At 73.5% G+C, this 16,722-nt stretch carries 12 protein-coding genes; 10 read left to right on the plus strand and 2 right to left on the minus strand.

Going from position 1 to position 16,722, the window contains the following annotated elements; genetic code table 11:
* Window positions 1-179: 179 nt before the first annotated feature.
* The 5 genes from ACQYWQ_RS22855 (at window position 180) to mutM (ending at window position 4,367) form a co-directional block, all read left to right on the plus strand.
* Window positions 180-1,439 carry a cell division initiation protein gene (locus tag ACQYWQ_RS22855; RefSeq protein WP_431037101.1) on the plus strand — a complete coding sequence of 420 codons (1,260 nt, stop codon included), beginning with the start codon at window positions 180-182 and terminating at the stop codon, window positions 1,437-1,439.
* A 201-nt stretch (window positions 1,440-1,640) separates the two neighbouring features.
* Complete coding sequence (locus ACQYWQ_RS22860; RefSeq protein WP_431039302.1) at window positions 1,641-2,288, plus strand: YceD family protein; 648 nt, start codon at window positions 1,641-1,643, stop codon at window positions 2,286-2,288.
* Window positions 2,289-2,290: 2 nt separating this feature from the next.
* Window positions 2,291-2,464, plus strand: a complete 174-nt coding sequence (gene rpmF / locus ACQYWQ_RS22865) for a 50S ribosomal protein L32 (protein WP_007493396.1) — start codon at window positions 2,291-2,293, stop codon at window positions 2,462-2,464.
* A 29-nt stretch (window positions 2,465-2,493) separates the two neighbouring features.
* Window positions 2,494-3,321 carry a ribonuclease III gene (rnc, locus tag ACQYWQ_RS22870; protein ID WP_431037103.1) on the plus strand — a complete coding sequence of 276 codons (828 nt, stop codon included), beginning with the start codon at window positions 2,494-2,496 and terminating at the stop codon, window positions 3,319-3,321.
* A gap of 191 nt (window positions 3,322-3,512) precedes the next feature.
* On the plus strand, window positions 3,513-4,367 hold the full coding sequence (gene mutM / locus ACQYWQ_RS22875; protein WP_431037104.1) for a bifunctional DNA-formamidopyrimidine glycosylase/DNA-(apurinic or apyrimidinic site) lyase: 855 nt from the start codon (window positions 3,513-3,515) through the stop codon (window positions 4,365-4,367).
* A 317-nt stretch (window positions 4,368-4,684) separates the two neighbouring features.
* Here mutM and ACQYWQ_RS22880 read toward each other — a convergent pair whose 3' ends face one another.
* Window positions 4,685-5,941 carry a CAP domain-containing protein gene (locus ACQYWQ_RS22880; RefSeq protein WP_431037105.1) on the minus strand — a complete coding sequence of 419 codons (1,257 nt, stop codon included), beginning with the start codon at window positions 5,939-5,941 and terminating at the stop codon, window positions 4,685-4,687.
* Window positions 5,942-6,075: 134 nt separating this feature from the next.
* Between ACQYWQ_RS22880 and ACQYWQ_RS22885 the strand changes: the two genes are divergently transcribed.
* From ACQYWQ_RS22885 to ftsY, 4 genes are all read left to right on the plus strand, one after another.
* Window positions 6,076-6,357 carry an acylphosphatase gene (locus tag ACQYWQ_RS22885; protein WP_431037106.1) on the plus strand — a complete coding sequence of 94 codons (282 nt, stop codon included), beginning with the start codon at window positions 6,076-6,078 and terminating at the stop codon, window positions 6,355-6,357.
* 380 nt (window positions 6,358-6,737) lie between these two features.
* On the plus strand, window positions 6,738-6,947 hold the full coding sequence (locus ACQYWQ_RS22890) for a hypothetical protein (RefSeq protein WP_009068885.1): 210 nt from the start codon (window positions 6,738-6,740) through the stop codon (window positions 6,945-6,947).
* A gap of 709 nt (window positions 6,948-7,656) precedes the next feature.
* On the plus strand, window positions 7,657-11,544 hold the full coding sequence (locus tag ACQYWQ_RS22895) for an AAA family ATPase (protein WP_431037107.1): 3,888 nt from the start codon (window positions 7,657-7,659) through the stop codon (window positions 11,542-11,544).
* A 355-nt stretch (window positions 11,545-11,899) separates the two neighbouring features.
* On the plus strand, window positions 11,900-13,123 hold the full coding sequence (gene ftsY / locus ACQYWQ_RS22900; protein ID WP_431037108.1) for a signal recognition particle-docking protein FtsY: 1,224 nt from the start codon (window positions 11,900-11,902) through the stop codon (window positions 13,121-13,123).
* 287 nt (window positions 13,124-13,410) lie between these two features.
* On the opposite strand, the gene ACQYWQ_RS22905 is transcribed toward ftsY, so the two are convergent.
* Window positions 13,411-14,064, minus strand: a complete 654-nt coding sequence (locus ACQYWQ_RS22905) for a bifunctional DNA primase/polymerase (RefSeq protein WP_431037110.1) — start codon at window positions 14,062-14,064, stop codon at window positions 13,411-13,413.
* A 505-nt stretch (window positions 14,065-14,569) separates the two neighbouring features.
* On the opposite strand from ACQYWQ_RS22905, the gene nsdA reads away from it, so the two are divergent.
* Complete coding sequence (nsdA, locus tag ACQYWQ_RS22910) at window positions 14,570-16,087, plus strand: transcriptional repressor NsdA (protein WP_431039303.1); 1,518 nt, start codon at window positions 14,570-14,572, stop codon at window positions 16,085-16,087.
* The last annotated feature ends 635 nt before the right edge of the window (window positions 16,088-16,722 follow it).

Raw genomic sequence — 16,722 nt, forward strand, 5'->3', positions numbered from 1 at the left:
CCCCCGTACGTCGCCCCAGGCCACGCGATATGTCGCGTCACCTCGCCCCGTGCGCCCCTCCATGACGTCGCGTCACCCGGTGTCGCCGCCCCGCGTCGTGGCCGTACAGTCGTCCCGTCCGGCTCCGCAGCAGCCGAGCGGTCCGTCTCCCCATCAGTCGAGAGAGTGGCGAGCACACGGTGGACGTGCAGAAGAAACTCGATGAGATCGTCGAGGTCGTCAACGCGGCCCGGTCCATGCCCATGTCGGCCTCCTGCGTGATCAACCGCGCCGAGCTGCTCGCGATGCTGGAGGAGGTACGGGAGGCCCTGCCGGGTTCGCTCGCCCAGGCGCAGGAGCTGATCGGGGAGCGCGAGCGCATGGTCGGGGAGGCGCGCGCCGAGGCCGAGCGGATCATCCGCAGCGCCCACGACGAGCGCGGCACCCTTGTCGCCGACACCGCCGTCGCGCGGCAGTCGCAGGGCGAGGCCGACCGCATCCTCAACGACGCGCGGCGCGAGGCGGCAGAGGTCAAGGCCGAGGCCGACGACTACGTCGACAGCAAGCTCGCCAACTTCGAGGTCGTGCTCACCAAGACCCTCGGCTCCGTCGGCCGCGGCCGCGAGAAGCTCCTCGGCACCGGCGACGGCATCGACGCGCAGGGCTACGAGGACCCCGACTACGCGGAGGCCCCCGAGCGCAGCGGCGACCCGGAGACGCTGCGCCGCCGCGCCGACGAGTACGTGGACGTCAAGCTCGGCGCCTTCGAGGCGGTCCTCGCCAAGACCCTCGACGCGGTGGGCCGCGGCCGCGACAAGCTCCACGGGCGCGTCGCCACCGACGATCTGGCCGCACTCGCCGAGGACGGCGGCGAGCGCCAGTACAGCAACGACTCGGACTACCTCGCCGACCTCGCCACGACGCGCGACGCCGCGCCGGACGCCGCGTCGCCCGGCGACACCTCCGCGAGCGGCGGCACGTCGGGCGGCACCTTCGGCGGCGGTACGTCGGGCGGTGGCACTCTCGGCGGCGGTACGTCGGGCGGACTCGTACTCCCGCCGCTCCCTGAACCCGCCGTCGCCGCCCTTCCCGAGCAGGCCCCGCAACTCCCGGCGGAGCAGCCCTACGCCGCGCAGCAGGGCGACCCGTACGGCTACGGGGCGCAGACCGACGCGTACGGCTACCCGCAGCAGACCGACCCCTACGCCGCGCCCGCCGACCCCTACGGCTACCCGCAGCAGCAGGACCCGTACGCCGCGCAGGCCGCGTACGGCTACGCGCAGGACCCGCGGCAGGGGCAGCAGGAGTACGGCCAGCAGCCCGCGCAGACCTGGCCGCAGCAGCAGGGGCAGCCGCAGCCGCTGCCGCAGGGCGGGGGCGGGGCGCTCGACGAGACGAGCTTCTTCGACACCACGATGATCAGCGCGGAGCAGCTGCGGGCGTACGAACAGGGGCGCTGAGGGGCCCGTACGCACCGGCCGGGGCCGGATTGGGCCGATCGCGCACTCTCCAGTACCCTGGGGTTTCGGTTTGTCTCTGCCCAGACGTGTGCCCATTCGCGACGCCGAAGGTCGTCACGGTGTCCACGTGCGTGGCCGGAGCGCCCCGCCTGCCCGCAGCGACAGGCCCCCAGATCTCAGGACCGAAACACAGGAGCAGCTCTGAACGCCCGCCTTGACCACCGCAACCCCCTCGTGTTCGACACGCACGAGCTGGGGCGCCGTCCGGGTGCGATGCAGAAGCTCTCCCGGACGGTCCAGGCCCCGGGCGGCGACAACGTCTTCGGTATCGCCGACGTCATCGCCATCCCGGGAGACTCCCCGGTGGAGATCGATCTCCGCCTCGAATCGGTGATGGACGGAGTGCTCGTCACGGGCACCGCCCGTGCGCGCGCCGAGGGGGAGTGCGTAAGGTGTCTGGAACCGCTGGAGCGCGAGCTCACCGCGGACTTCCAGGAGATGTTCTCGTACCCCGAGGCCGAGGAGCGCCACCGCCGCATGGCGGGCGTCGACGCGGAATCGGACGAGGACGAGAGCATCACCCCCCTTGAGGACGGAATGTTCGACCTCGAACCCGTGCTGCGTGACGCGGTGGTGCTGTCACTGCCCATGCAGCCGGTGTGCCGGGAGGACTGCCCGGGGCTGTGCGCCGTCTGCGGTGCGCTGCTCGCGGACGACCCGGACCACCACCATGACGCCGTCGACGCACGTTGGGCGGCTTTGCAGGGACTCGCCGGGACCATGCCGGCCGGCGAGAAGGACGAGCTGGACGGCGCCGAAGCAGGCGTCGACGAGAAGCAGGAGAAGTAGCCGTGGCTGTTCCGAAGCGGAAGATGTCGCGCAGCAACACGCGCCACCGCCGGTCGCAGTGGAAGGCTGCGGTCCCCACCCTGGTGGCGTGCGAGCGCTGCCACGAGCCCAAGCTCCAGCACATCGCGTGCCCGAGCTGCGGCACGTACAACAAGCGTCAGGTCCTTGAGGTCTGACGAGACAGGCGAGAAAGGCCGAGAGGGAATTGGTTAACGCCCCTAAGAAGAAGGCGCCCCGCTCGGGCGCCTCGGCGGACACCGCGGCCTCGTCCCACACGCTCCTGGAAGGGCGGCTCGGGTATCACCTGGAGTCCGCCCTTCTGGTGCGTGCGCTCACGCACCGCTCGTACGCGTACGAGAACGGCGGACTGCCCACCAACGAGCGCCTGGAGTTCCTCGGGGACTCCGTGCTCGGCCTGGTGGTGACCGACACGCTGTACCGGACCCACCCCGACCTCCCCGAGGGGCAGCTCGCGAAGCTGCGCGCGGCGGTCGTCAACTCCCGCGCGCTCGCCGAGGTGAGCCGGGGTCTCGACCTGGGGGCCTTCATCAGGCTCGGCAGGGGCGAGGAGGGCACGGGCGGCAGGGACAAGGCCTCGATCCTCGCCGACACACTGGAAGCCGTGATCGGCGCGGTCTACCTCGATCAGGGTCTCGACAAGGCGGCGGAGCTGGTGCACCGCCTCTTCGACCCGCTGATCGAGAAGTCCGCGGAACTCGGCGCGGGCCTGGACTGGAAGACCAGCCTCCAGGAGCTGACCGCGATGGAGGGGCTCGGGGTTCCCGAGTACCTCGTTACCGAGGAAGGCCCCGATCACGAGAAGACCTTCACTGCTGCCGCCCGCGTCGGAGGCGTCTCGTACGGCACCGGCACCGGCCGCAGCAAGAAGGAGGCGGAGCAGCAGGCCGCCGAGTCGGCGTGGCGCGGCATCCGCGCGGCCGCCGACGCGCGCGCGGCCGAGCAGGCCGCCGCGGGCGAGGTCCCCTCGCCCGGCGACGCCGTCCCCGAGGGCGGCTCCGCTTCCCCCGCCTGACAGCGACTGTCCGGCACCCGGCGGCACGTCCGTCGGCCCACCCGGTATCCGCTCCGCCCCGGTCCGTACCTCGTACGGACGGGGGCGGCGGGTGCCGGGTGGGTGTCGTTGGGGGCGGCGACGCGTCGTTGGGGGCGCCGACGCGCCCGTACCCGTACTGCTCCCGTCCCCCAGCCCAGGAGAGCCGCACCGTGCCCGAACTGCCCGAGGTCGAGGTCGTCCGCAGAGGACTCGCCCGCTGGATCGACGGGCGCACCGTCGCCGCGACCGAAGTGCTGCACCCGCGCGCCGTGCGGCGGCATGTCGCCGGTGGCGAGGACTTCGCCGCGCGCCTGAAGGGGCGTACGTTCGCGACGCCGCGCCGCCGTGGCAAGTACCTGTGGCTGCCGCTCGACGGCGGCGCCGAGGCCGTCCTCGCGCACCTCGGCATGAGCGGCCAGCTCCTCGTCCAGCCGCATGCCGCGCCCGCCGAGAAACACCTGCGCGTCCGCGTCGGCTTCGACGACGCGCTCGGCACCGAGCTGCGCTTCGTCGACCAGCGCACCTTCGGCGGCCTCTCGCTCCATGAGACGGGCGACGGCGGCGTCCCCGACGTCATCGCCCACATCGCGCGCGACCCGCTCGACCCGCTCTTCGACGACGCGGCGTTCCACGCGGCGCTGCGCCGCAAGCGCACCACGGTCAAGCGCGCGCTGCTCGACCAGTCGCTCATCAGCGGCGTCGGCAACATCTACGCCGACGAGGCGCTGTGGCGCGCCCGCCTCCACTACGACCGCCCGACGGCGGGCCTGACCCGACCCAGGACCGACGAACTCCTCGGCCACGTGCGCGACGTCATGAACGCCGCGCTCGCCGTCGGCGGCACGAGCTTCGACAGCCTGTACGTGAACGTCAACGGCGAGTCGGGCTACTTCGACCGCTCACTCGACGCGTACGGGCGCGAGGGGCAGCCGTGCCGCCGCTGCGGGACCCCGATCCGGCGCGACGCGTGGATGAACCGGTCCAGTTACTACTGCCCGAAGTGCCAGCGAAGGCCGCGCGGGTGACGGGGTGGGGCGACGTCGCGCGGTGACGTCGCGTGGTGACGGGGCGGGCGACGTCGCGTGGTGACGGGGTGGGGCGACGTCGCGTGGTGGGGTGCGTGAGGGCGCGATGGACGCGACGATGTGGCGCGCGTGACGTGGCGGTGTGGGCGACGTGGCGGCGTGCGCGACGTGGCGGCGTGGGCGACGTGGTGCCCGCGTCCGCGACGTGTCCGGGGTTGCGTTGAGGCGGTCGCCTCGTGCGACGACGCGGTGGTACGCGGCGTGGTCACCGAGCGCCCCGCGCGGCGTGCGCGTCGCGGCGTGCGCGTCCCTTCGGCTCAGAAGCCGAAGTCCTGCGTCCACCAGGGGCCACCGGAGCCGAAGTGCACGCCGACACCCAGGGTCTTGTAGTCGCAGTTGAGTATGTTCGCGCGGTGGCCCGGGCTGTTCATCCAGGAGTCCATGACGGCGGCGGCGTCGGCCTGGCCGCGCGCTATGTTCTCGCCGCCCAGGTTGCCGATCCCGGCCTGGTCCGCGCGGTCCCAGGGCGTGTCGCCGTCGGGGTCGGTGTGGTCGAAGAAGCCGCGCGCCGCCATGTCGTCGCTGAAGGCGGTGGCGAGCGAGGCGAGCGCGCCGTCCGCGCGCACCGCACTGCACCCCGCCTTGGCGCGCTCCTGATTGACGAGCGCGAGGACAGCGGCCGCTGCCGCGCTCTCGTCGCTGCTGGGCGCCGACGTGACGGGTGGCTTGGCGGGCGCCTGCGACGCGGGCTCCGAACGGGTGGGCGCGACGCTCTTGGGCGGCGTCGTCGGGGCGGTCCCCGCCGCGGGCGAGGTCGTGGTGCCCGCACCGGGCCGCTTCGTGGTGACGGAGCGGGAGGGGCTCGGCTTGGCATCGGCCTTGCTCTTCTCCCCGGTACGGGGCGAGGCCGACGTCGCGTGCGAAGGGGCGTCGGAGCGCGTGGCGCCGCGGCTCGCCGCTGCCGTCGTACGGTCCGAAGCGACCGCATCGTCGTCGCTCCGCTGCCCCTCCGGAGGCGCGTCGGCCGCGCGGACCTTCGCGTCGTGGCCCCCGCCGAGGGAGTACCCGCCACCGGGCACCAGCCCCGTACCAACCGCGACGGCCCCCAGCGCCACCGCCGCCGACACCCCGAGCAGACCGGTGCGCACGGGTGCGCCACGCCGCTTCCCGCGATGCCCGCTCACGCGGCCGCGAGCGCTGCCGCCGGAGTGAGGGCCGGGGTGGCTGCGGAGAAGATCGGGGGCGGGGCCGGTCTCGTACGTCGCGTACGGGGCGGGCGTCGCGTGAGGTTCGGACGTCGCGTACGGCGCCGACACGTAGGGGCCGGAGGAAGCTCCGTCTCCGTAGGGGGCACGGTCGCGGTACGTCGCGTGGTCCTCGTACGGGGGGCGGTCGCGATACGTCGCGCGGTCGCGATACGTCGCGTGGTCGCCGTACGTGGCGTCGCCGTACGTGGCGTCGCCGTACGTGGCGTCGCGGTCGTGCGGGGCGTGGCCGGGCCCCGTGGGGGTCCCGGCCGGAGAGCCCGCCGCTGGTTCGGCGCGGCCGGCGGCTGAGCGTCGGTGGCGTCCCATGTGGTCCTGGCCTTCCTTCGTCACTGTCCCGGACGCACTCACCCGTACGAGTGAGTCTTCCGCGCTGCGGACCCTACGCCATGACCCCGGGGGACGACGTGTGCCTGAGTCGATTGGCCGGTTAGCGTGCCCTCATGGAAGACGAGGCACGGCTGACCGCATGGGTCAGAGGAACGGTCCAGGGCGTGGGTTTCCGCTGGTTCACGCGGGCGCGGGCGCTGGAGATCGGCGGACTGAGTGGTTTTGCTCTCAACGTGCGCGACGGACGCGTCCAGGTCGTCGCCGAGGGGCCGCGCGGGGCGTGCGAGGAGTTGCTGGAGTGGCTGCGGGGGAGCGACACACCCGGCAGCGTCCAAGGCGTGACTGAGATCTGGGACACGCCGCGCGGCGGCTACGAGGGATTCGCGATCCGCTGATCACACCGTGCGCGCCCCCGCCGTGCGCCGCCGATGCTCCCCCGTGTGCTTCGGGGGCGCCGGGGAAAGCCGCTGGTGACTGCCGCGAGCCCCTTGTGCGGCCCGCCCTGCGCTCGCCAGGATGGCCCGCACGCCCCCACGGCTCACGGGAGTGCGCGCGCCGTCGACCGAAGCACCGCGCGCCCCTTGGCCGTGCCGCACCGGGGCTTGATCGTGTTGACCGTCAAACTTTTTGGTGAGACTCTGGAATCCCCGCGCACCTTAACTGTTTGACAGGCGACGTCACAGACGGAGTGCTGCCGGACACCGCGGGTGCGGACCGAATCCCTCTCGACCCACCACCGTACTGGTCGGTCACTCAGTGTGGAGGACCACTCATCATGGCAAAGGCGCTTCTCGGTTACGTCGGCGGCTCCGACCCGCGACTCCTCGCCGAGATGCGACGGCTCCAGCAGCGCGTGCAGGACCTCGAATCCGAGCTGGTACGGATTCAGACGGAGAACGACGCGCTCGCGGCTGCCGCTTCTCAGCACGGCGGCGCTCTCCTGGAGAGCATCGACGTACCGCAGGCGGAGCCCGCGCTCACCTGATTCATGTCGCTGCCGCACACCGCCGCGCACCTCGTCGCGGCGGAACGCGGGTCCAAGGCGCGTGACCAGGTGAACCGTGCGGCCACGCCGGTACCGCCAGGGACGCTTCGGCGTCCCTTTCTTTTTCCGTCGCTCGCCGCCCCGTCTCTCCTTGCTACCGGCTCTCCGCGCCGGGCTCCCTGCTTCCTCGGCTCCCGCGGTCTCCTCAGGCGCGGTCTCCCCGGGCAGGCGCTGCGGCGACTGCGGCTCGCGAGGGCCGGGCCCGTACGCCCGCCCCGCGGCCCTCCGCCGCCGGCACCCACTCGTTCCCCGCCGTTTCCCGCCCCTCCCGGCTGTGTCTACCGTCTGATCTGCCCTGCGCGCTCCGTGGTGAAACCGTGACGGTGCGCGGGACGTCGCGTGACCTCGTACCGCGGCTACGACGCGTGCACGACGCGGCGTGAGCGCGACGCTACGTGGCGGGGCGACGCCGCGAGGCGACGTGGCGGTGTACGACGCGTGGCGGTGTACGACGCGTCGTGGCGGCATGACGCGACGTGGACGGCGCGTGCCGCGGGGACGCTGGTACGGCGACGTGGCGTCGCGCGACGTCGCCTTCCCGCGCCGCGTCGCGCGACGTGCGGCATCCCACCCGTCCCACGACGCGACGTCGCGCCGCGCGCTCCGCGGGCCGTCGTCACGTGGAGCCGGGGCGGTAGAGTCCGGCGGCGTGCACCTCAAGGCCATGACTCTGCGCGGGTTCAAGTCTTTCGCCTCCGCGACGACGCTGCGGTTCGAGCCGGGGATCACGTGCGTCGTCGGGCCGAACGGCTCCGGCAAGTCCAACGTCGTGGACGCGCTGACGTGGGTGATGGGCGAGCAGGGCGCCAAATCGCTGCGCGGCGGCAAGATGGAGGACGTCATCTTCGCCGGGACGACCGGGCGGCCACCGCTGGGCCGCGCCGAGGTCTCGCTCACGATCGACAACAGCGACGGCGCCCTGCCGATCGAGTACGCCGAGGTCACCATCGCGCGGACGATGTTCCGCAACGGCGGCAGCGAGTACCAGATCAACGGCGACACCTGCCGCCTCCTCGATATCCAGGAACTCCTCTCCGACTCCGGCATCGGCCGCGAGATGCACGTCATCGTCGGGCAGGGGCAGCTCGACTCCGTCCTGCACGCCGACCCGATGGGGCGTCGCGCTTTCATCGAGGAGGCCTCGGGCGTTCTCAAGCACCGCAAGCGCAAGGAGAAGGCGCTGCGGAAGCTCGACGCGATGCGTGCCAACCTCGCCCGCGTGCAGGACCTCACCGATGAACTGCGCCGCCAGCTCAAGCCCCTCGGCCGTCAGGCCGCCGTCGCGCGCCGCGCCGCCGTCATCCAGGCCGATCTGCGCGACGCACGCCTGCGCCTGCTCGCCGACGACCTCGTCACGCTGCGCCGCGCGCTCGACGCCGAGGTCGCCGACGAGGCCGCACTCAAGGAGCGGAAGGAAGCGGCGGAGAGTGCTCTCCGGGCTGCGCAGGCACGCGAGGCACGCCTGGAGGAAGCGGTACGCGCCCTGGCGCCGCGGCTCCAGAGCGCGCAGCACACGTGGTACGAGCTGTCGCGCCTCGCGGAGCGCGTGCGGGGCACCGTCAGCCTCGCCGAGGCACGCGTCACGAGCGCGACGTCCGCGCCGGCCGAGGAACGGCGCGGACGCGACCCGGAGGACTTGGAGCGCGAGGCCGCCCGCATCCGCGAGCAGGAGGCGGAACTCTCCGCGGCGCTCGAAGCCGCGGAACGCGCCCTTGAGGACACCGTCGCGCACCGAGGCGAACTGGAGCGTCAGCTCGCCGTCGAGGAGCGTCGCCTGCGCGACGTCAGCCGTGCCCTCGCCGACCGCCGCGAGGGCCTGGCCCGCCTCAGCGGCCAGGTGACCGCCGCGCGCGGCCGCGCCACCTCGGCCCGCGCCGAGATCGAGCGCCTCGCGACGGCGCGCGACGAGGCCAGGGAACGCGCCGACGTCGCGCACGAGGAGTACGAGCGGCTGCGCGCCGAGGTCGAGGGGCTCGACGCGGGCGACGTCGCGCGCGAGGAACGGTACGAGGCGGCGCGCCGTGCCCGCGCCGAGGCCGACGCCGCCCACCACGAAGCCCGTGACGCCGCGGCGGCGGCGGAGCGGTCCCGCGCCGCGACCGAGGCGCGCCGGGACGCCCTCGCACTCGGGCTGCGCCGCAAGGACGGCACCGGCGCGCTCCTCGCCGCGGGCGACAGGTTCACCGGTCTGCTCGGCCCCGCGGCCGAACTCCTCACCGTCGCGCCCGGCCACGAGGCCCACGTCGCCGCCGGACTCGGTACCGCCGCGGACGCCCTCGCGGTCAACGGCCCCGAAGCCGCCGCCCAGGCCCTCCGCCTGCTGCGCGCACAGGACGCGGGCCGCGCCGTGCTGCTTCTCGCCGACGGGACGGACGACGATTTCGCGCGACCGGACGACGCCCCGACGCCGCGTACCGGCGCGGAGTACGACGCGACGTCGCGTACCGATGCGGCGTCGCGGGCGGGCGGCGCGCCCTACGGCGCGACGTCGGCCCCGGGGGACGACGCGACGTCGCGCGGCGAACCGCGCGACGTGCCGGCGCCACGCGACGTACGCGACGTGCCCGCCACCGTCGACACCTCGGCCCCACGCGACGCCGCCCCGCCCGCCCCCGGCCGCAGCGCGACGCCCCCCGCCCCCCGCGACGCCCCGCGCGACGTCGCCCCCGCCGCCGCGCCCCGCGACGCTGCCGCGTACGCCGTCGCCCCCGGCCTCCCGCTGGCCGACCTCGTGCGCGGCCCCGAGGACCTCCTCCGCGCCGTGCGCCGCCTGCTGCGCGGCATGGTCGCGGTCGGCACGCTCGACGACGCGCTCGCCCTCGTCCGCGCGCACCCGTCGCTCATCGCGGTCACGGCCGAGGGCGACGTACTCGGCGCGCACCTCGCGCAGGGCGGTTCGGCCGGGGCGCCGAGCCTGATCGAGGTGCAGGCGTCCGTGGACGAGGCGACAGCGGAGCTGGAAGAGCTGTCCGTACGCTGCGCCGCGCTCGCCGCGGCGCAGGAGGACGCCGCGACACGTCGCGCCGAGGCCGCGGCGGTCCTGGAGGAGCTGGAGCGCGAGCGCCGTACCGCCGAGCGCGAGAAGTCCGCCGTCGCGCAGCGTCTCGGGGCGCTCGCCGGGCAGGCGAAGGGCGCGGCGGGCGAGGCGGAGCGCTCCGCCGCCGCTGCGGCGCGCGCACAGGACGCGCTCGACCGCGCCGAGACGGAGGCCGCCGAGCTGGAGGAGCGTCTCGCCGTCGCCGAGGAGTCCTCGCCCTTCGGCGACGCGGGCGAACGGGACGGCGACGAGGAACCCGACACCTCCGTGCGCGACAGGCTCGCCGCCGACGGCGCGAACGCCCGCCAGACCGAGATGGAGGCCCGGCTCCAGCTCCGTACGCACGAGGAGCGCGTCAAAGCGCTCGCGGGCCGGGCCGATGGCCTCGACCGTGCCGCGCGCGCCGAACGCGAGGCGCGGGAGCGGGCGGAGCGACGTCGCGCGCGGCTGCGTCACGAGGCGGCTGTCGCGCGCGCCGTCGCGTCGGGGGCGCGGCAGCTCCTCGCGCACGTCGAGGTCTCGCTCGCCCGCGCCGAGGCGGAGCGTGCCGAGGCGGAGCGCTACCGCGAGGAAGCCGAACGCGAGCTGACCGCCGAGCGCGAGAGCGGCCGCAGGCTGAAGACCGAACTCGACAAACTCACCGACTCCGTCCACCGCGGCGAGGTGCTCGGCGCCGAGAAGCGCCTGCGCATCGAGCAACTGGAGGCCAGGGCGCTCGACGAACTCGGCGTCGAGCCGAGCGTCCTGCTCGCCGAGTACGGCCCCGGCACACTCGTACCGCCCTCGCCGCCGGCCGAGGGCGAGGAACTGCCCGAGGACCCCGAGCACCCCCGCAACCAGCCGCGCCCCTTTGTCCGCGCCGAGCAGGAGAAGCGACTCAAGGACGCCGAACGCGCCTACCAGCGGCTCGGCAAGATCAACCCGCTCGCCCTGGAGGAGTTCGCAGCGCTCGAAGAGCGCCACCAGTTCCTCTCCGAGCAGCTCGAAGACCTCAAGAAGACGCGCGCCGACCTGCTCCAGGTGATCAAGGAGGTCGACGAGCGCGTCGAACAGGTCTTCACGGAGGCGTACCACGACACGGCGCGCGAGTTCGAGGGCGTCTTCTCGCGGCTCTTCCCCGGAGGGGAGGGACGCCTCCTGCTCACCGACCCGGAGAACATGCTCACCACCGGCGTCGAGGTCGAGGCCCGCCCGCCGGGCAAGAAGGTGAAGCGGCTCTCACTGCTGTCGGGCGGCGAGCGGTCTCTCACGGCCGTCGCGCTTCTCGTCGCGATCTTCAAGGCGCGGCCGAGTCCGTTCTACGTGATGGACGAGGTCGAGGCGGCGCTCGACGACACCAACCTCCAGCGCCTCATCCGCATCATGCAGGAGCTTCAGGAGAGTTCGCAGCTCATCGTGATCACCCACCAGAAACGCACGATGGAGGTCGCCGACGCGCTCTACGGCGTCTCGATGCAGGGCGACGGCGTCTCGAAGGTGATCAGCCAGCGGCTGAAGTGAGCCAGGCGACGCAGCGAGCGTCGCGACGTCGCGTGACGCACCCACGCCGCGACGTGTCCCGCGCGACGTCGCGTCGTCGTACCGGGCGCGACCACGCGACGCCACGGCTTCGTACGCATCCGCGCCGCGCGACGCCACGGCCTCGTACACGCATCCACGCCGCGCGACGTCGCCGCGCCGCACACCCCACGTCGCGTCGCCACATACCCCAGCACCCGCGACGTATCCCCCGCCCCCCCGCGACATCGCGCCCCCCGCGACATCGCGCCCCCGCCCCGACGTCGCGCCTCCTCCGCCCTCCCGTCAGACGCAATCCCCGACCACATCCCGGCCATGACTGATACTGGGGGGCGTTATGGACATCGTCATCCTTGCAATCATCATCGCGGTCGTCGTGATCGGTGCGATCAGCGGTCTGGTGGTGAGCGGACGCCGCAAGAAGCGGCTCCCCCCCACGCCGCCGGAGCGCACGCCGAGCGTCACCGCCCCGGAGGCCGAACCGCACGTCGGGGACGAGGCCGAGAAGCCGCGCGACGAGCAGCGCCGCACGATCGAGGAGGTACCGCTTCCCGACGCGGAAGCCGCGACGTCGACGCCCGAGGCCGTCGAGGACCCGGTCGTCGCGCTGCCCCCGCAGCCCGAGATCGAGGTGCCCGAGCCGACCGCCGGGCGCCTGGTGCGCCTGCGGGCCCGTCTCTCGCGCTCGCAGAACGCCCTCGGCAAGGGCCTGCTGACCCTGCTCTCGCGCGAGCACCTCGACGAGGACACGTGGGAGGAGATCGAGGACACGCTCCTCACCGCCGACGTCGGCGTCATGCCGACGCAGGAGCTGGTCGAGCGGCTGCGCGAGCGCGTCCGCGTGCTCGGCACCCGTACGACCGACGAGTTGCGCACCCTGCTCCGTGAGGAGCTTCTCTCGCTCGTCGGCGCGGACACGGACCGCACCGTGCACACCGAGGCCGCGCCCGACAAGCCGGGCATCGTGATGGTCGTCGGCGTCAACGGCACCGGCAAGACCACCACTACGGGCAAGCTCGCACGCGTCCTCGTCGCGGACGGCAAGAGCGTCGTGCTCGGCGCCGCCGACACCTTCCGCGCCGCCGCGGCGGATCAGCTCCAGACCTGGGGCGAGCGCGTCGGCGCGCGCACCGTGCGCGGCCCCGAGGGCGGCGACCCGGCGTCGATCGCCTTCGACGCGGTCAAGGAGGGCATCGCCGAGAAGGCCGACGCGGTCCTCATCGACACGGCGGGTCGCCTGCACACCAAGACCGGCCTCATGGACGAGCTGGGCAAGGTCAAGCGCGTCGTCGAGAAGCAGGCGCCGGTCGACGAGGTGCTCCTCGTGCTCGACGCGACGACGGGGCAGAACGGTCTCGTCCAGGCCCGCGTCTTCGCCGAGGTCGTGTCGATCACGGGCATCGTGCTCACGAAGCTGGACGGTACGGCCAAGGGTGGCATCGTCATCGCTGTTCAGCGCGAACTCGGCGTCCCGGTCAAGCTCATCGGTCTCGGAGAGGGCGCGGACGACCTCGCCCCGTTCGAACCGGGCGCCTTCGTGGACGCCCTCATCGGCGACTGACCGACCGCGCCGCCGCGGCTCCCGACAGCCCGGCCACGCGACGACCGTGCGCAGTCCTTGCGACGAAAGGCCCCGTGGCACACCCACGGGGCCTCTCCGCTGTCGGGCCCGAGCCGCCCCTTGTGGCACGGGGCGCCCCATCCCGCGAGGGCCGCCGCTCCTTCCGGTACGGCCGCCTCCGCTGCCGGACGTCGCGAGACGGGCACGAGGCGGCCGTCCCGCGTGGCTCCGCCCACGCGCACGTGGCGGCGGCCCCGGTCATCCCCGTTCCACCGGCCCGCCCGCCGTCATCTCCGCGCCCGGTGCGCCACGTAAGCGACCGTCCCGAGCAGCAGGCGAAGCTCCGGCGGGTGCAGCGCCGTGTCGAGCGAGGGGGCGCGCAGCCAGCGGACGGGGCCGCGCCCGCCGCGGTCGGAGGGCGGCGCGGTGACGTACGCGCCGGTGCCGAGGGCGCGCAGATCGAGGTCCGCTTCCTCCCAGCCCGCGCGGGCGAGGAGGCGGGGGAGAGCGGCGGCGGAACCCGGGGCGACGTAGAACTGCGCGCGGCCCTGCGGGGTGAGGGCGACGGGGCCGAGAGGCAGGCCCATGCGCTCCAGGCGGGCGAGGGCGTGGCGGCCCGCGCGCTCCGGTACGTCGAGGACGTCGAAGGCGGTACCGACGGGCAACATGAGCGCGGCGCCCGGCCAGCGGGACCACGCCGCGGTGGCGTCGGCGAGCGTGGAGCCGGCACGTACCGGACGCGCACGGCGCAGCGGATGCGCCCCGGGCGCTCGGCACGTCGCGTCGCCGCAGGAGCAGCCACCTGCCTCGACCCGCGCGCCCGGCGCGACGTCCCAGCCCCACAGCCCCGTGAACTCGGCCACCGTGGTGCACTCCGAGGAGCGTCCGCGGCGCCGCACGCCCTCGCGCTTCTCCCGGATGCCGCCGATCGTGAAGCCCATGCCCCCTCCAACGTGTCTGGAGCGTCCAACGTCGTTGACGCTCCACCAGTTACGCACCGAACCGTTGGAGTGACACTCCGTGTGTAGCGTGCGGCGTACGGAGGGGGCGCGTGTATCGACGGATGCGCCCCTGTGCGCTTCGATGCGCTGGTCCCCGTTCGTCTGCTGTCAGTCAATCGTGTGAAGTACAGGGCGAGTTATTGGCGCGGGGGTGGCGAAAGGTGGCGTTTCCGGGGGCGGGCTCGTGCGCGCGTGAGGGACGTCCTACCTTCACGGGACAGACTCCGGCAGTCTCGCGCGCCGCGTCGGGCGATAACGGCGGGGCGTCGTCCGTCGCCTGCGGCTGTGGTGACACGGCGCGCGACGACGGTGACGGCGCGTCGGTGCGCCCGATCGCGGCGACGGCGCGTGGGCGCACGCGACGTCGCGCATGCTGAGAGGGGTCGGGGCCGCGTACGGCAGAGGCGCGGGGCGACGTGCGACGGATGGGGGCGCGCTCATGGACATGAGCCGGGGATTCGGCGGGACGAACAGCGAGGTCGCCGATGACGGCGCCGGGGACGGCGTCGACAAGAAACCCAACGCACTCCTCGAATCCTGGTTCGTCCGCAGCGGCTGGTCCAAGGGCGAACTCGCCCGGCAGGTCAACCGCAGGGCGCGCCAGCTCGGCGCCGTGCACATCTCGACCGACACCTCGCGGGTACGTCGCTGGCTCGACGGCGAGCAACCGCGCGACCCGATCCCGCGCCTGCTCTCGGCGCTCTTCTCGGAGCGCTTCGGCTGCGCCGTCAGCGTCGAGGACCTCGGGCTCCGCCCCGTCCACCAGACGCCGTCGACGGCGGGGATCGACCTGCCCTGGACGGCGCCCCAGACCGTCGCGCTGATGAGCGAGTTCTCGCGCAGCGATCTCATGCTCGCGCGCAGGGGCTTCCTCGGCGGCTCCCTCGCGCTCACCGCGGGCGCGGGGCTCGTCGAGCCGATGCAGCGCTGGCTCCAGCCGGCCCACGGCGAACGCCTCCCCACCCTCGCCGACATCGCCACGCCCAACCGCACCGCGCGCCGTCTGTCCGAACCCGAACTCGCCCTTCTCGAATCAACGACGATCATGTTCCGCAAGTGGGACGCGCAGAGTGGGGGCGGACTGCGCCGCAAAGCGGTCGTCGGTCAACTGCACGAGGTCACGGACCTGCTCCAGGAGCCGCAGACCGCCGAGACGGGGCGCCGCCTCTTCCGCGTCGCCGCCGAACTCGGCGAACTGGCCGGCTGGATGAGCTACGACATCGGCCTCCAGCCCGCGGCGCAGAAGTACTTCGTCCTCGCCCTGCACGCCGCGAAAGAGGCCGAGGACCGGCCTCTCGGCTCGTACATCCTCTCCAACATGGCGCGCCAGATGATCCACCTCGGCCGCCCCGACGACGCGCTCGAACTCATCCACCTCGCGCAGTACGGCAGCCGTCACGAGGCCACGGGACGCACGCAGGCGATGCTGTACGCGATGGAGGCGCGCGCCTACGCCAACCTCGCCCAGCCCGGCAAGTGCAAGCGCGCCGTGCGCATCGCCGAGGACACGTACGCCGAGGCGACGGAGTCGGCGGGCGAGGAGCGCGACCCGGACTGGATCGGTTTCTTCAGCGAGGCCGAACTGCACGCCGAGAACGGCCACTCCTTCCGCGACCTCGTCTACACGGCGGGGCGCCACAAGGAGTACGCCGCCCTCGCCGAGCCGCGCATCGGGCGTGCCGTCGAACTCTTCGGCAGCGATCTCGATCACCACCGTTCGTACGCGCTCAATCTCATCGGTCTCTCGACCGTGCACCTGATCAAGAAAGAACCCGAGCTGAGCGCAGAACGCGCGGGCGCGGCGATCGGTATCGCGCGCAAGGTCCGTTCCGAACGACTCAACAACCGCCTGCGCACGACGGTCGACCAGGTCGTCCGCGCCTACGGTGCCGTCCCCGAGGTCCGCCAGCTGCGCGAGGAGATGGACAGACAGCTTCCGGAGGACGGGGACGTGGAGGTGTAGTCGGCGGGCGAGCGGCGGGGTGGGCCGTGTCCGGGCCGGGCGGGGCGTGGGTACGGCGCATCGCGGTATGTCGTGTCGCGGTACGGCGCGTCGTGGTACGTCGGCGGAGGCGATGGAGGCGCGACGCCGCCGCATGCGGCGGGACGCACGTCCACGGTGCGTGCCATGCGACGCGCGCGGTGTACGGCGCGACGTCCCCCGTATGACGCGACGTGGGCCCGTGATGACGCGACGTGGCCCGATGGCACGACGTGCTGCCCACTGACCGCGCGTGCCCGGCGCCGCGACGCGACGTAGCGCGCGACGTCGCCCTGCCCCGTACCCATGCCACGCCACGCGACGTACCCACCCCACGCGACGTACCCCGCCCCCGCGCGCCGCCGCAAGCGCCCGATTCCGGCCATGCCTGCCCGTACGCCGCCCCGTCCCGGCCCCCGCGCCCCGTTCCGACGCGGCATCCGGGTGGCCCGCGCAGGTATACGGACGCAGCGAGCGCGCGAGGCGTCGCGGACCGTCCCGTAGGTTGCGCAACGATAACGACGCGTCGCGCGGCCGACTCGCGGTTCATGAACGCGTAACACGCGTCGCGCCTTCGTCACGGCGGCGAAACACCGAGGGGCATCGACCGAAACCGC

It is taken from the genome of Streptomyces sp. P6-2-1, from assembly GCF_050613165.1.
GTDB lineage: Bacteria > Actinomycetota > Actinomycetes > Streptomycetales > Streptomycetaceae > Streptomyces.

Bases quoted from the DNA above. Each gene is read 5' to 3' on its own strand.
- nsdA (WP_431039303.1), top strand. From the start codon at position 14,570: ATGAGCCGGGGATTCGGCGGGACGAACAGCGAGGTCGCCGATGACGGC.
- ACQYWQ_RS22880 (WP_431037105.1), bottom strand. From the start codon at position 5,941: ATGGGACGCCACCGACGCTCAGCCGCCGGCCGCGCCGAACCAGCGGCG.
- ACQYWQ_RS22885 (WP_431037106.1), top strand. From the start codon at position 6,076: ATGGAAGACGAGGCACGGCTGACCGCATGGGTCAGAGGAACGGTCCAG.
- ftsY (WP_431037108.1), top strand. From the start codon at position 11,900: ATGGACATCGTCATCCTTGCAATCATCATCGCGGTCGTCGTGATCGGT.
- ACQYWQ_RS22890 (WP_009068885.1), top strand. From the start codon at position 6,738: ATGGCAAAGGCGCTTCTCGGTTACGTCGGCGGCTCCGACCCGCGACTC.
- ACQYWQ_RS22905 (WP_431037110.1), bottom strand. From the start codon at position 14,064: ATGGGCTTCACGATCGGCGGCATCCGGGAGAAGCGCGAGGGCGTGCGG.